Source organism: Kitasatospora sp. NPDC101447 (assembly GCF_044767225.1).
Taxonomy (GTDB): domain Bacteria; phylum Actinomycetota; class Actinomycetes; order Streptomycetales; family Streptomycetaceae; genus Kitasatospora.
The window spans coordinates 217,078-230,387 of sequence record NZ_JBIWNL010000006.1 but is presented as its reverse complement, the minus strand read 5'-3'; the positions used below and the strand labels follow the sequence as shown (position 1 = coordinate 230,387).

At 75.5% G+C, this 13,310-nt stretch carries 13 protein-coding genes; 9 read left to right on the top strand and 4 right to left on the bottom strand.

Features of this window, described 5'->3' with window-relative positions; translation table 11 throughout:
- The first annotated feature begins 37 nt into the window (after nucleotides 1-37).
- Both ureG and ACIRST_RS11875 read left to right on the top strand, forming a co-directional pair.
- Nucleotides 38-658, top strand: a complete 621-nt coding sequence (gene ureG / locus ACIRST_RS11880) for an urease accessory protein UreG (RefSeq protein ID WP_350519127.1) — start codon at nucleotides 38-40, stop codon at nucleotides 656-658.
- Nucleotides 655-1,707, top strand: a complete 1,053-nt coding sequence (locus tag ACIRST_RS11875; RefSeq protein WP_402801955.1) for an urease accessory protein UreD — start codon at nucleotides 655-657, stop codon at nucleotides 1,705-1,707. Before ureG ends, ACIRST_RS11875 begins: the two co-directional genes overlap by 4 nt.
- On the opposite strand, the gene ACIRST_RS11870 is transcribed toward ACIRST_RS11875, so the two are convergent.
- Nucleotides 1,704-2,186, bottom strand: a complete 483-nt coding sequence (locus ACIRST_RS11870; RefSeq protein ID WP_350519125.1) for a MarR family transcriptional regulator — start codon at nucleotides 2,184-2,186, stop codon at nucleotides 1,704-1,706. The genes ACIRST_RS11875 and ACIRST_RS11870 overlap by 4 nt on opposite strands.
- 86 nt (nucleotides 2,187-2,272) lie before the next feature.
- On the opposite strand from ACIRST_RS11870, the gene ACIRST_RS11865 reads away from it, so the two are divergent.
- The 3 genes from ACIRST_RS11865 to ACIRST_RS11855 all read left to right on the top strand — a co-directional run bounded on the left by ACIRST_RS11865 (nucleotide 2,273) and on the right by ACIRST_RS11855 (nucleotide 4,810).
- The gene (locus ACIRST_RS11865) at nucleotides 2,273-3,196 is read left to right on the top strand and encodes an NmrA family NAD(P)-binding protein (protein ID WP_402801953.1); all 924 of its coding nucleotides are present in this window, start codon (nucleotides 2,273-2,275) and stop codon (nucleotides 3,194-3,196) included.
- 16 nt (nucleotides 3,197-3,212) lie between these two features.
- On the top strand, nucleotides 3,213-3,644 hold the full coding sequence (locus ACIRST_RS11860; protein ID WP_402801951.1) for a hypothetical protein: 432 nt from the start codon (nucleotides 3,213-3,215) through the stop codon (nucleotides 3,642-3,644).
- Between the two features lie 536 nt (nucleotides 3,645-4,180).
- Nucleotides 4,181-4,810 (top strand): restriction endonuclease, encoded by a 630-nt coding sequence (locus tag ACIRST_RS11855; protein WP_402801949.1) that lies wholly within the window; start codon nucleotides 4,181-4,183, stop codon nucleotides 4,808-4,810.
- Here ACIRST_RS11855 and ACIRST_RS11850 read toward each other — a convergent pair.
- From ACIRST_RS11850 to ACIRST_RS11840, 3 genes are all read right to left on the bottom strand, one after another.
- The gene (locus ACIRST_RS11850; protein WP_402801947.1) at nucleotides 4,791-7,754 is read right to left on the bottom strand and encodes an NACHT domain-containing protein; all 2,964 of its coding nucleotides are present in this window, start codon (nucleotides 7,752-7,754) and stop codon (nucleotides 4,791-4,793) included. The genes ACIRST_RS11855 and ACIRST_RS11850 overlap by 20 nt on opposite strands.
- Nucleotides 7,755-7,759: 5 nt before the next feature.
- Nucleotides 7,760-8,287 (bottom strand): protein phosphatase, encoded by a 528-nt coding sequence (locus ACIRST_RS11845; RefSeq protein WP_402801943.1) that lies wholly within the window; start codon nucleotides 8,285-8,287, stop codon nucleotides 7,760-7,762.
- A gap of 91 nt (nucleotides 8,288-8,378) precedes the next feature.
- On the bottom strand, nucleotides 8,379-9,884 hold the full coding sequence (locus tag ACIRST_RS11840; RefSeq protein ID WP_402801940.1) for a LuxR C-terminal-related transcriptional regulator: 1,506 nt from the start codon (nucleotides 9,882-9,884) through the stop codon (nucleotides 8,379-8,381).
- Nucleotides 9,885-10,033: 149 nt separating this feature from the next.
- Between ACIRST_RS11840 and ACIRST_RS11835 the strand changes: the two genes are divergently transcribed.
- The 4 genes from ACIRST_RS11835 to ACIRST_RS11820 all read left to right on the top strand — a co-directional run bounded on the left by ACIRST_RS11835 (nucleotide 10,034) and on the right by ACIRST_RS11820 (nucleotide 13,284).
- Complete coding sequence (locus tag ACIRST_RS11835) at nucleotides 10,034-10,960, top strand: NADP-dependent oxidoreductase (protein WP_402801938.1); 927 nt, start codon at nucleotides 10,034-10,036, stop codon at nucleotides 10,958-10,960.
- 309 nt (nucleotides 10,961-11,269) lie between these two features.
- Nucleotides 11,270-12,061, top strand: a complete 792-nt coding sequence (locus ACIRST_RS11830) for an SDR family NAD(P)-dependent oxidoreductase (protein ID WP_402801936.1) — start codon at nucleotides 11,270-11,272, stop codon at nucleotides 12,059-12,061.
- A 130-nt stretch (nucleotides 12,062-12,191) separates the two neighbouring features.
- Entirely contained in the window at nucleotides 12,192-12,968 is a 777-nt protein-coding gene (locus ACIRST_RS11825) for a GNAT family N-acetyltransferase (RefSeq protein ID WP_402801934.1), read from the top strand.
- Nucleotides 12,969-12,981: 13 nt separating this feature from the next.
- The gene (locus ACIRST_RS11820) at nucleotides 12,982-13,284 is read left to right on the top strand and encodes a DUF6980 family protein (RefSeq protein WP_402801932.1); all 303 of its coding nucleotides are present in this window, start codon (nucleotides 12,982-12,984) and stop codon (nucleotides 13,282-13,284) included.
- The last annotated feature ends 26 nt before the right edge of the window (nucleotides 13,285-13,310 follow it).

The following is a 13,310-nucleotide window of genomic DNA, read 5'->3' as shown; positions in this document are numbered from 1 at the left end:
AACGCGACGTGAACAACGTCGCACCAGAGGAGGAGAGTTGACCGAGAACGTGCTCCGCGTGGGCATCGGCGGGCCGGTGGGCTCCGGCAAGACGGCGCTGATCGAGGCGCTCGTCCCGGTGCTGATCGCGCGCGGCCACCGCCCCGCCGTCGTCACCAACGACATCTACACCCAGGAGGACGCCCAGCACGTGCGCCGCACCCTGGCCGGGCTGCTGGACCCGGAGCGGGTGGTCGGCGTGGAGACCGGCGCCTGCCCGCACACCGCCGTCCGGGACGACCCGACGATGAACCTCGCGGCCGGCGCCGAACTCCTGGAACGCTTCCCGGACGTCGACACCCTGCTGTTCGAGTCCGGCGGCGACAACCTCACGCTGACCTTCAGCCCGGTGCTGGTCGACCTCTTCCTGTTCGTCCTCGACACCGCCGAGGGCGAGAAGATGCCCCGCAAGCGCGGCCCGGGCATCACCGAGTCGGAGCTGCTGGTCATCAACAAGATCGACATCGCCCAGTACGTCCGCGCCGACCTCGGCATCATGGAGTCCGACGCCCGCCGGGTGCGCGAGGGCGGCCCCGTGGTGCTCACCAACTGCCTGACGGGGGAGGGGCTGGAGGAGATCGCCGCGTTCCTGGAGACCTTCCGGAAGGTGCCGGCGTGACCGGGGCGCGGTCGCGCGTCGCACCGCCGGCGGTGCCCCGACTCGACCCCCGGCACTACGAGCCCGCCCGCGTCCCGTACGAGGTCCGCCGCCACGCCGGGACGCCCGACACCCTCGCGGTCGGGCGCCCCGGCAAGGTCGGGCTGCTGGAGCTGGCCTTCGAGCGGATCGGCGGACGCACCGAACTCACCGGCCACTACCAGAAGTCGCCGCTGCAGATCATGCGCCCGCTGTACTTCGACCCGGCCCGCCCCGACCTCGCCGTCACCTTCCTGATGTCCACCGGCGGCGGCATCCTGCAGGCCGACCGGCTGCGCACGGACGTGCGCTGCGGCGCCGACACGGCCGTCCACCTCACCACCCAGGCGGCCACCAAGGTCTACCGGATGGAGCACGACTACGCGACGCAGCTCCTCTCCCTGGCGGCCGGCCCGGGCGCCTACGTCGAGTACCTGCCCGAGCCGGTGATCCCCTTCGTCGACTCCCGCCTCTACCAGCGCACCGTCCTGACCGTCGACCCGGGAGCGACGGTGCTGGCGAGCGAGACGGTGCTGGCCGGCCGCCTCGCGCGGGGCGAGCGCAACGCCTACCGGGTGTTCGCCTCGGACCTCGAAGTGCGCCGCCCGGACGGCCGTTTGGTGGCCCTGGACACCGTACGGCTGGAACCCGCGCGCTCCGGCGGCGGGTCGGGGGCGGGCGTCGGCGGTGCAGGCGGTGGCGGTGGTGGAACCGGCGCTGGTGGTGCAGGCGGCGTCGGTGGTGGAAGGGGCGTCGACGGTCCGGCCGTGCTGGCCGGCCACGACGTGATGTCCAGCCTCTACGTCCTCACCCCGCTCGCGCCGCCCGCGCTGGTCGCGGACGCCCTGCACGAGGCGCTGGCCGGCTCCGGCCTGCTGTGCGGCGTCAGCGTGCTACCGGAGGACAGCGGCGCCTGGCTGCGCCTGCTCGGCTCGGACACCCGCGCCTGCGCGGCCGCGCTGCGCTCGGCCTGGGACGCGGTGCGCCGGCTGCTGATCGGGGCCCCGGCGCCGGAACTCCGCAAGACCTAGGAGGCGGCCGGGGCGTCGTCGCTTCCCGTCAGGCGGGCGATCTGGCGGTGACTGAGCTCCACCGTGCGGTTCATGTGCCGCAGCAGGAAGGCGAGTTCGTCCTCGCTGTCGTCGGCGAAGGCGGCCGCCCAGTCGGCGCCCAGGGTGCGCCACACCGCTCCGAAGCGCTCCAGCGCCTCGGGGCGGACGGCGACCAGGACGCGGCGGCGGTCGGCCTCGTCCCGCCGGCGGGCGACCAGGCCGGCCTTCTCCAGGCGGTCGACCAGCCGGGTGGCCGAGCCGCTGGTGAGGCCGGTCAGCTCGGCGATCCGGCCGGTGGTGACCGGGCCGTCCTCCAGGGTGAGCAGGTTGAGGCACTGGACGTCGGTGGGGTGCATGCCGAGATGGTCGGCGACGGCCTGGTTGAACAGCACGTAGGAGGCCAGGTAGCGGCGCGAGACCGGCCACAGCCGTGCCATCAGTTCGTCGCGGGTCGTCATGGGGGAAGGGTAACCGGCCGTCCGTCGGCGGCAGCCCGCCGGATAATTGGTTGCGTGACACAGACATCTCTTTCTATGTTGTCTGCATGACGCAGATAAATGGCCTTCCCGAGTTCCCTGAGGTCTCCGAGTTCCCCGGGTTCCCCGAGGTCTCCGAGCTCCCCGTCGCCGTCACCGGCGCCACCGGCGCCCAGGGCGGTGCCACCGCCCGCGCCCTGCTCCGCGCAGGCCGTCCGGTCCGCGCCCTCACCCGCGACACCGGATCGCCGGCCGCCGCCCGACTCGCCGCGCTCGGCGCCCACGTGGTGCACGCCGACTTCGACGACCCGGCCACGCTGGCCGCGGCACTGGACGGCGCGGGCGCGCTGTTCGCGATGTCCACCCCGTTCGGCACGGACCTCGACACCGAGGTCCGCCAGGGCATCGCCCTGCTCGACGCGGCGGCCGCCGCCGGTGTGCGGCACGTGCTCCTCACCTCCGCCACCAACGCCGACCGCTCCACCGGCATCCCGCACTTCGACTCCAAGCAGCGCATCGAACAGCACCTGGCCGGCCTCGACCTGCCCTGGACCGTCATCGGCCCGGCCGCCTTCCTGGACAACTACGACAACGACTGGACCCTCCGGTCCCTGCGCGAGGGCGTCTTCCACCTCCCCATGCCGCCCGGCGTGCCCATCCCGGTGATCGCCGTCGAGACCATCGGCGCCTTCGCCGCCCACGTCCTCACCCACCCCGACGCGTACGCGGGCCGCCGGATCGACATCGCCTCCCAGTGGTGCACCGGCGATCAGATCGCCGCCGCGATCACCGCCGCCGGCGGACGCCCGATCCGCTGCGAGGAGGTGCCGCTGACCGTCGTCGAGACCTACTCCGAGGACCTCGCCGCGATGTTCCGCTACTTCCAGGAGTCCGGCCTCGACATCGACACCGACGGCCTGCACGCCGCCCACCCGGACATCGACTGGCAGTCGCTGGAGGCCTGGGCCGCCGCCCGGACGTGGGACCTCTGACGGGTACCGTGGCGGGATGGCCCGCAGGACACTGCGCAGGATCCACGTCGACGGCCGCGACTACCGCTGGACCGTCCGCTCCCGGGACGCCGGGCACGTCGTGGTCCGGGTCTGGCCGGACACCCCCGAGTGCGCCGGGCGTTGCGAGGGCTCCGAGGACGCCGGTGGCCGGAGCCGCAGCCGCCTCGGCCGCACCGGGGGCGCCGGCCGCCCGCTGGAGGTCACCCTCCGCTTCGACGACCCCTGGCTCCACTACGGCGTCCTGCTGACCGCCCCCGCCGAGCGCATCGCCGAGGTCTTCCAACTCGCCCCGGTCACCCCCGCCCTGACCGCCGCCCTGGTCCGGGCCGGCCTCGCCGCCGGCTGGCGGCCCGAGCAGCAGGGCGCGCCACGGCGCTTCACCATGGACGGCGGGCCGGCCGACTTCACGCTCCACCGGGAGGAGTGAACGGCCGACGGGCGCCGGGAAGTGCACCGTACGAGCCGGGTGCCTTCGCGCCAACCTGACGGCACGGCATCGGTGCTGCTCGGCGGCGGTGCCGGGGCGCTCCGCCGGGAGTCGGCCGGAGTGTCGGGTGTCCGGTTCCGGACGGTGCGGTCGTGCGTGTGCCGAGGAACCGCTGCTACATCGAGGGACGGGGTCGGCGGCGCACCGGGCGCCGTCCCCCGCTCGGGAGGCGCAGTGGCAGGCCGGGACGACCGGGTCTTCGTACGGGCACACCTCCGCCGTCGGCCGCGACCGGGCGGCGGGGCCGCCCCACGGGGCAGCGGCTGGCTCATCGCCGGGGTGGTGGCGGCACTGTGGCTCTGGAGCCGCTTCGTCGGGTTCTCCGACACCCCGCCCGCCGCCCCGCCGCCGACCCCGGCGTCCACCGCCGCGCCGGGGGCGGTGTCGACCGGCGCGCCGCCCGCGTCCACGTCCACGGCCTCCGCGCCAGCGCCAGCGTCCACGGCCTCCGTGCCCGCCGAGATCGGCGCGCCCTGATGGCCCGCGCCGTCCGCGTCCGCAGCCCGCGCGGTGCGGGGGAGCGGCTGGGCGCCGCCCTGGTCGCGGTGGCGGCCGCCGTGCTCGTCGTCGGCGTGCTCCAGTCGCTGCTGCGGTCCTGGGTGTTCCTCGCCGTGGTCTCGGCCGGCTGCCTGCTGTCCGCCGCCCGCGGTCCCGCCCTCGACCGGTCGCGGACCAGGCGGCTCGCCGCCCTGCGGATACCGCTGGCCACCGTCGACGCCATGGACGACCGGGCCTTCGAGTTCGCGCTGCGCGACCTGCTGGTCCGGGACGGCTGGAGCGCGCGGCAGGTCGGTCGGCACGGCGACCAGGCGGCCGACGTGATCGGCCACCACCCGCGGCTCGGCCGCATCGTGCTGCAGGCCAAGCACACCAGGGTCGCGGCCAAGGTCGGCGTGCACGTGATGTACCAGGTGAAGGGCACCGCCGGCCCGGCCCACGGCGCCGACGTGGCCGTGGTGGTGACCAACGGCGGTCTGACCCGGGACGCCAAGGCCTGGGGCGATCGGCACGCCGTCCACTGGCTGGACCGGGCGCGGCTGGCGGCCTGGGCGGAGGGCGGGGTGCCGCTGGAGGAGGTGCTGCGGCTCAGGCGCACGCGGAGGTGAGGCGGGCGACGGCGGCCAGGCCGGACCGGGCGGCGTCGCGGACGGCCTGCTCGGTGTCCGCGGCCGCCGCGTGCTCCAGGACGGTCCGGGTCCCGGGCCGGTCGGGCCACTGCCAGGCGAGCATGGTCAGCGCCCGGCGGCGCACCTCCCGGCCGGGATCGTCCTGCGCCCGCGCGTGGACGACGGACTCGGCGTCGTCGGGGGCGAGCACCGCGTAGTGGCCCAGTGCGGCGCCACGGACTCCCTGGTCCGGGTCCGCCGTGGCCCGGTCCAGGAGGAGCAGCACCGTCTCGGGGTGCGAACCCCGGTACTGGGCCAGGAGGTTGACCGCCTTCAGCCTCAGTTCGGAGTTCTCCGGGCCGGTTGCGAACCGGGTGAGCAGTTCGGCGGTCGCCGGGTTGTCGGCGTCCAGGTGGGCGAGGCCTTCGAGGGCGCGGCGGCGGGTGCTGGGGCTGCGGTCGTGCAGCGCCCGGTCGTGCAGAACCGGCAGGACGGCCCGGGCGTCGGTCCGCCGGCGCGCCAGTTCGCGGACGGCGGTCTCCCGGACGCTGATCTGCAGGTCGCCCGCCGCGCGGTCGAGGAGCAGCGGCAGCACCTCGGGGTGCGCGGGCCAGGACCGGGCGAGGGACTGGAGGGCGTCGCACCGGACGGACCCCGTCGTGCCGTTGGCGGCGAGGTCCAGCAGCTGCACCGGGTCGCCCGCGGCACCGGGGAGCGTGGTCATGGGCGGGATGTCGACCACGTCGCGGCCGACGAACATCGGCGTGGCCAGGGCCGCCTCGACCTCCGGCAGCAGTGGCACGACGTCCGGGTGATCGGGCCATCCGTCCGCCAGCTCGAACAGCACCCTCATCCGGAGCGGGAAGAAGGACTGCTCGGCCGCGATCGCCAGCAGCGCCGGCACGATGCCGGGATGAGCGCTCCACCGGCGGGCCAGCGCGGTGACGGCGGCGTGCGTGTTGTCCCCGGGGCCGAACGCGGCGAGGGCCAGGGAGGTCTCGATGTCGGTGTGGAGGGCGACCGCCACGGTGACCCTCGCACTGGTCGACGAGGCGAACTGCCCGTGCAGGTGGAACCAGCGGAGGTAGCGCTCGCGCCCCGTCCAGCCGGGAACCGCGCTCAGCGCGGCCAGCGGGGCCAGGAGCGGATCGGTCCTGAAGGCCATGGTGGTGTACCCCGCGAGGCGGCCGGTGAGGCCGTCGATCGCCCGGTCGCTCTGGGCCCGCAGCAGTCCGACCTTCCGCACCTCGGCCAGGGACCGGATCGCCAGGACCAGTGAGGTGTCGTCGCCCCGGTCGAGCAGGTGGTCGATCGCCGTCGCCGCGTCGTGCTCGCTGAGGTGGTTGACCACCAGCAGGAGCACCTCGTGCCACGCCGGGTCGTCGGCCCTGCGCGCGAAGACCTCCTCGATCAGGCCCTCCGGCGTCCACTCCCGCTGCACGGTGTAGCGGTGGACGATGTCCTCCGCCGCCAGGTGTTCCAGGAACGCGCGGTGCACGAAGCCGTACACCTCGCCGCCGTACCTCGCCAGGATGAAGTTGCGCTCGCGCAGCTGGTCCCGCAGGGCGCGGGCGGCGGCGAGGCACTGGTGCACCGGGAGCCCGAACTGGCCGAAGTAGTCCCGGAAGACGCACTCCAGCTCCTCGGCGTGGATGTGGTTGCCCGCGATGCCTCCGGTGCCCTCCTGCATCCGGCGGGCGAGCAGGCGCAGCAGTTCCAGGCGCTCGCGGTCGTCGAGGAGGTCGATGGCCTCGGCGGCGCCGGGCTTCAGCGGGGTGCTCAGGTGCTTGGTGTCGCGGTCCCAGTGGGCGACCAGGACCCGGACGGCGTGCTCGTAGACGCCCCGGCGGTCCCTGGGCAGGGTGCGGCGCCGGCCGATGATCGCGAGGACGGTCAACAGCAGGGGATTCCCGGCGAGTTCGCGGATCGGCCGGGAGGCGTCCACCGCGTCGGTGATGCGTTCGACCAGCCGGGCGGCGAGTTCGGGGTCCGCCGGGCAGGCGATCGCGTACCAGCGGCGGGCGAAGTCGGCGATCCGGCCGTGGTCGAGGTCCTGCAGCATGAAGTGCGTGAAGCCGGCGCCGCCGAGGGCCGCGCGCTGGTAGCCGATGACCCGCGAGGTGACGACGACGCGCGCCCGCTCGTAGCGGGCCGCGAAGGCGGCGATCCGTTCGGCGGTGGCGGCGCGCACCCCCGGGTCGAAGAGCTCGTCGAGGCCGTCGAAGACGATCACCACCCGGCCCTCGTCGAGGAGCCGCAGCAGTTCGGGCCGGGGGAGGGACATCCCGGCGACGCGGTGGCGGTGGTCGAGGAAGTCCTCGAACGTGCCGTCGCGCCAGTGCCCTTCGGCGTACTGGCGCAGTTCGACCACCAGCGGCACCAGCCCGTCCAGCGGGGCGAGCGGCCCGGCAGCTCCCTGGCAGAGGGTGAGGGCCAGGTACCGGGCGAGGGTGGACTTCCCGGAGCCGGGGTCGCCGAGCAGGACGACCCGACGGCCGCGCGGTCCGGTCAGGACGGACAGCGCGTCCTCGGTCGGCCGGTCCAGGTAGTCGTCGCACAGCTGCTCGACGGCCGGCCGGCCGAGCCCGGGCGGGAGCGCGTCCCCGGCGAACTCGCCGTACACCGCCAGCCGTTGGACCAGTTCACGGGGCAGCTCCACCGGCGGCGGATCCTCCCGGACCTGCGGGGTGACGAACACCTCCCGCAGCTCCACGGCCGGGTGCTCGCCCTGTTCGGACAGCGGGGTGAGCACCTCAAGGTCCAGCCGGCCGTACGTCTCCCGCACGCGGCGGGCGTACGCGGCGCAGGCGGCCGCCGTCGACCCGGCGCTGACCTCCGGCCTGTCGGCGCGGGTCAGATTGATCGTCCCGGCCTGGTAGACGTCGCCGGTGATCGTGTCGACGGTGACCCGGTTGACCGCCGAAACCTCAGGATCCCCACCCATGCCGCCTAGGCTAGCCGCTCCACGAACTTCCGCTGCCACGGCGTCTCGACGGCGTGCCGGCTGTAGTGCTCGCGCACGTACGCGACCGCCTCCGCCGCCGGGACGCCGTCCAGCACCGCGATGCAGGCGAGCGCGGTGCCCGTGCGGCCGCGCCCGCCGGCGCAGGCGAGTTCGACCCGCTCGGTGGCGGCGCGCTCCCAGGCCTCACGGAAGGCGTCGGCCGCGTCCGCGCGGTCGCCGGGCAGCCGGAAGTCGGGCCAGCGCACCCAGCGGTGCTCCCACGCGATGCCCTTCGGCGGCCGGCCCAACAGGTAGAGGCCGAAGGTGGGTCGGGGCCCGGGCGGCAGCGGGAGGCTCAGGCCGCGGCCGCGCAGCAGGCGGCCGGAGGGCAGGCGCAGCAGACCGGGGGTGCCGGGCGCCCAGGGGGTCGGCGGCCCGGCGGGGTCGGCGGGGAGGGTCGGGTCGGAGGTGTCGGAGGCGTCGGAGGCGTCGGCCGGGTGGGTCGGGTGGGTCGGGTGGGTCGGTTCGGTCATGTGGTGGCTCTCCGGGGAGTTGGCGGCCGTGCGGCGCTGGTGGTGCGGGCGGGGCGGGTGGCGCGGGTGGGGCGGGGTGCGGGCGCCCGGCTCAGGACGCCACGTACAGGCCCAGCGTGCCGCCCGGCATCCCGGCGCGGTGGGCCAGCGCCGCCGCCTCGCCGCGCGAGGCCACGCCCAGCTTCGCCAGGATGTTGGCGACGTGGAACTTCACCGTCGACTCGCTGATGTGCAGCGCGGCGGCGATGTCGCGGTTGCGCCGGCCCTGGGCGAGCTGGTCGAGGACCTCCGACTCCCGCGGCTGGAGGCCGTCCAGGGGGTCGGTGGCGAGGGCTGGCTCGGGGAGGGCGAGCGGCAGGTCGACCGTCACCGTGGTGCCCCAGCCGGGGACGGCCTCGACGGTGCAGCGGCCGCCGAGCGCGGTGATGCGGTCGGCGGTGCGGTGCACGGCGAGGGCGTCGGCGGCCAGCACGCCCAGGCCGTCGCCGCGGACCACCGACCGCAGGGCGGCGCCGTCCGGGGTGAACTGCCAACTGACGTGCAGGCGGCTCGGTTTGTCCTGCTCCAGCATCACCAGGACGGCCACCCGGACGGCGTCCCGGGCGGTGTGCGCGGCGTCCGCCGGGACGGAGCGGCCGGCCTCCGCCGGGGGCGCCGCGTCCAGCCGCACCCGGGTGTGCCGCAGCAGCGGGCGCAGCTCCCGGGCGAGCCGGGCGAAGGCCGCGTCGGCCGGCTCCTCGCTGAGCGTGCGGTCCAGGTCGGCACCCCGGCGCAGGTCGAGCAGGGCGGTGACGGCCAGTTCGGTGGCCGTGCGGCGCGCGGTCGCGTCGTCCAGGTCGGTCGATCGCAGCGGCGCCAGGATGGCGCTGAGCGCCGCGCTGTGGGTGCCGGTGAACTCGGCGATCGCCCGCGCGCGGGCGTTGGCGGAGGCGCGGGAGGCCGCCGCGTGCTTGGGGCCCGCGTCGGTGGCGCGGTGGTCGGAGTGGGCGATGACCAGGTCCCACAGCTGCTGCAGGACGGCGAGGGCCCCCGGTGCCACGGGGTCGGCGTTCGCCCGGACGAGCACCAGGACGGCGCCGTGGCCGGCGCCCGGTGCGGGGCCGGCGCCCGACACGCCGCCGTCCGAGCCGCTGCTGCCGCCGCTCGTGCTCGGGGTGGTGCCGGCCACGGGTGGGGCGCCGCCGCCCGTGCTGGTCGAGACGACGACCACCGGTCGGATGCGGCCCGCGAGTTCGGCCTCGCCCTGCCAGGGCCGGCCGGCCGAGGTGGTCGCGGTGGTGCGCTCGGCCAGTCGGGACAGCTCCAGGCTGCTGACCCCCTCGGTCAGCTCCGGCAGGCCGTACGCGTACGTGGGGGAGAGCGTGCACACGCCGCTGAGCTGGGCGACCGCCACGTGCGGCACGAGCGTGCCGAGCATCGTGGAGAGGCGCAGCAGGAGTTCCGGCCGGGGCGTGCGCAGCACCTCCACGGCCCGCGCCAGCGCGTCCTCGGGGCGGCCCCAGGCCTCCCGCCACCCCTCGTCCGCGCCGCCGGCGCCGCCCGTGCCGACCTGGTCGTCCCTGCCGCTCGTCCCGCGCACGCCGTCCACACCATCCATGCCGTCGAGCCTAGTCCGGTCGCGATCGGATCCGCCTGGCCGTTCGGACAGGTCGAACCGTCCGAACGGGCAGGGTCCCGGGCCAGGGCTCCGGGACCACGATGGGAACCGTCGGAAGTGCCACATCACCGAAACCCCGAGGAGCTTCCATGACCAAGGCGATCGCCTTCCACGAGTACGGCGGCGCGGACGTGCTGCGCCCGATCGACATCGAGCTGCCCGCCCCCGGCCCCGGCCAGGTGCGGGTCGCGGTTCGCACGGTGGGCGTCAACCCGCTGGACCACAAGGTGCGCAGCGGCGCGATGGCCGACTTCTTCCCGGTCGTCTTCCCGGCCGTGAACGGCTACGAGGTGGCCGGTGTGGTGGAGACCGTCGGTGAGGGCGTGAGCGGATTCGCGCCCGGCGACGAGGTGTTCGGCGCCGTGATGGGCGGCGGCTACGCCGAGCACGTGCTGGTGCCCGCCGAGATGCTGGGCCACAAGCCGGCCTCGCTCGGCTGGGAGGAGGCCGCGGCGATCCCGGTGGCGGCCGAGACCGCCGAGCGGGCGCTCGACATCCTCGGTGCGCGGTCGGGCGAGACCCTGCTGGTGCACGGCGCGGCCGGCGGGGTCGGGACGGTGCTCCTGCAGTTCGCCCGGGCGCGCGGGATCTCCGTGATCGGCACCGCGAGCGAGGCCAACCACGACCACCTGCGCGAGCTCGGCGCGATCCCGGTGACGTACGGCGAGGGCCTGGCCGAGCGGGTGCGGAAGGCCGCCCCGGGCGGGGTGGACCGGGCCCTGGACGCGGTCGGGCAGGGCGGGGTGCTGCCGCTGTCCATCGAGCTGACGGGCGGTGCGGACCGGGTCCTGACCATCGCCGACTTCGCGGGCGCGCAGCAGTACGGCGTCCGCGTCTCCGGCGGCGGCGAGGTCGAGTTCCACCACCAGCGGGCCTACGCCGCCGCGCTCGCCCTGCACGAGGCCGGGACGCTGCGGCTGCCGTTGCACCGGGTGTTCCCGCTGGCGGAGGCGGCCGAGGCGCAGCGGGTCAGCGAGCGGGGGCACCTGCGCGGCAAGATCGTCCTCACGGTCTGACGCCGGGTCCGGCGGCCGCCCGTACCCCGGCGCTCGCGCACCTGTGCGGAGCGGCAGGTACCGGTCCCCCGAAATGGACCCGGGGTGGGCCGGGGCCGGGCCGGGGACGCGGGTGCCGGGTGCGGGCGGCAACGGCGTTTGGCAGTCCGGCCGTTGACCTCGCAGTCGGCCCTTCCCCGGGGCGGGCCGCCCGGCGACGCTCCGGCGCCGAGGCGCGCCGCGACGTCGTAGGGCGGAACGCCGACGCGCCGACCGTGCGCGGCGGCGGAAGCCCGGCTTCCACCCGCTCCGGTCGGTAGAGTCACGCCCATGGTGACGGTGGACGCGGCGGGAAGCCCTGCGACCGGTCGGCTGGCCGGCCGCTCCTGCGTGGTGACGGGTGCGGCGAGCGGCATCGGACGGGCCGTCGCCGAGCGGTTCGTCCGCGAGGGCGCGGCGGTCGTCGCCGCCGATGTCGACGCCGCGGGGCTGGACCGGCTGGCCGGGCAACTCCCCGGCGCCGTCAGCACGGTGGTCGGCGACGTGGCCGACGACGAGGACGCCCGCCGGATGGTCGCGGCCGCCGTCGAGCGGCACGGCCGACTGGACGTCCTGGTCGCCAACGCCGGGGTGATCCCGCTGATGGAGATCACCGAGGCCACCGCGGAGGACTGGGACCGCGTGATGGCCGTGGACGGCCGCGGCATGTTCCTCACCTGCAAGTACGCGATCCGGGCGATGACCGCCCAGGAGCGGCCGGGCGGCGCGATCGTCTGCCTCTCCTCGATCTCCGGCGAGGCCGGCCAGCGCGGCCAAGCGGTGTACGGGCCCGCCAAGTTCGTCGCCTCCGGCCTCACCAAGCACCTCGCCGTCGAGTGGGCCGACCGCGGCATCCGGGTCAACGCCGTCGCCCCCGGCACCATCACCACCGAGCGCGTCGCCCGTCTGCGCGACGAGCCCGGCGGCCCCGAGTACCTCGCGGCGATCGAGAAGCTCCACCCGATGGGCCGCCTCGGCGCCCCGGAAGAGGTCGCCGCCGCCGTCCTCTTCCTGGCCTCCGACGACGCCTCCTTCATCACCGGCGCCGTCCTGCCCGTCGACGGCGGGTACCTGGCGCAGTAGCGCCCGCGCGGAGCCGCCCCGCCGGGCAGCCCACCCGGTTTGCGGGTCGGTCGGGCGGCCCGCGTGGCCGCGCGGACGGTCGGGCGGAAACCCGGTGGCGTGCGCCGCCGCGCCGTGCTGGAGTGAGCGGATGGATCATGACGAGGTGCTCGCCCTGTTCGACGAGCGAATCCGGCGCAACGCACAGTCCGACGGCCCCGGTGTCCGGGTCGAGCACGACGGTGCGGTGGTGCGGCTGGTGGGCGGGCCGGGCGACTGGAACGGCGTGGTGTGGTCCGGCCTGGACGAGGCCGGGGCGGACGCGGCGATCGCCGCGCAGGTGCGCCACTTCACCGAACTGGGCCTGGAGTTCGAGTGGAAGGCCTACTCCCACGACCGCCCTTCGGACCTCGGGCAGCGGCTGCTCGCGGCCGGCTTCGAGCCCGAACCGGACGAGGCGCTGATGGTCGCCCGGATCGCCGACCTGCCGACCGAGGTGGTCCTCCCCGGAGGCGTGCGGCTGCACCCGGTGACCGACCCGGCCGGGGTGGACCTGATGGTGGAGGCCCACGCCCAGGCCTTCGGCACCGACCTCCCGGGCCTGCGCGAGCGGATGCTCGGCCACCTCCGGCACGGCAGCGACACCGTCAGCATGGTCGTCGCCCTGGCCGGCGACCGCCCGGTGTCTGCGGCCCGGATGGAACTGAACCCCGGCACCGGCTTCGCCGGCCTCTGGGGCGGAGGCACCGCCCCCGACTGGCGCGGCCGGGGCATCTACCGCGCCCTCGTCGCCCACCGCGCCCGCGTCGCCGCCGACCACGGCTACCGGTACCTCCAGGTCGACGCGAGCGACGACAGCCGCCCCATCCTCCAGCGCCTCGGCTTCGTCCGGCTGAGCACGACGACGCCGTACGTGCACCGGCCGTAGGGCCCGGTCCGCGGTGCGTGCGTCGGATCGCGGATCTCCCGGCCGGTGGCCGTCCTGGGAGGTGATCCCGGCCCGTGATCCACTTCCGGCCGTTCCCTCTGATCAACCAGGAGCCAGGTACGGGCTGATCGTCCACGACGGCGGCGCGGCGAGCATCGGGATCGACTTCTGTTCCCGGTGCGGACAGCGCCTCCTCGATTCCCGACGGGACCGCTGGTTCGACGAGACGGAGCGCCGCGGGATCGATCCCTCCAAGGACGACGTCCTCGCCGAGTTCCAGGACGGGGCCCGGCTCGGTCCGCCGTGTCAGGGGTGAGGGCAGCCGTCGGTCCGCTCGTCGAC

Bases quoted from the DNA above. Each gene is read 5' to 3' on its own strand.
- ACIRST_RS11855 (WP_402801949.1), top strand. From the start codon at position 4,181: ATGGCCCGCGCCGTCCGCGTCCGCAGCCCGCGCGGTGCGGGGGAGCGG.
- ACIRST_RS11835 (WP_402801938.1), top strand. From the start codon at position 10,034: ATGACCAAGGCGATCGCCTTCCACGAGTACGGCGGCGCGGACGTGCTG.
- ACIRST_RS11865 (WP_402801953.1), top strand. From the start codon at position 2,273: ATGACGCAGATAAATGGCCTTCCCGAGTTCCCTGAGGTCTCCGAGTTC.
- ACIRST_RS11845 (WP_402801943.1), bottom strand. From the start codon at position 8,287: ATGACCGAACCGACCCACCCGACCCACCCGACCCACCCGGCCGACGCC.
- ACIRST_RS11860 (WP_402801951.1), top strand. From the start codon at position 3,213: ATGGCCCGCAGGACACTGCGCAGGATCCACGTCGACGGCCGCGACTAC.
- ACIRST_RS11870 (WP_350519125.1), bottom strand. From the start codon at position 2,186: ATGACGACCCGCGACGAACTGATGGCACGGCTGTGGCCGGTCTCGCGC.
- ACIRST_RS11850 (WP_402801947.1), bottom strand. From the start codon at position 7,754: ATGGGTGGGGATCCTGAGGTTTCGGCGGTCAACCGGGTCACCGTCGAC.
- ACIRST_RS11840 (WP_402801940.1), bottom strand. From the start codon at position 9,884: ATGGATGGTGTGGACGGCGTGCGCGGGACGAGCGGCAGGGACGACCAG.
- ACIRST_RS11825 (WP_402801934.1), top strand. From the start codon at position 12,192: ATGGATCATGACGAGGTGCTCGCCCTGTTCGACGAGCGAATCCGGCGC.
- ACIRST_RS11830 (WP_402801936.1), top strand. From the start codon at position 11,270: ATGGTGACGGTGGACGCGGCGGGAAGCCCTGCGACCGGTCGGCTGGCC.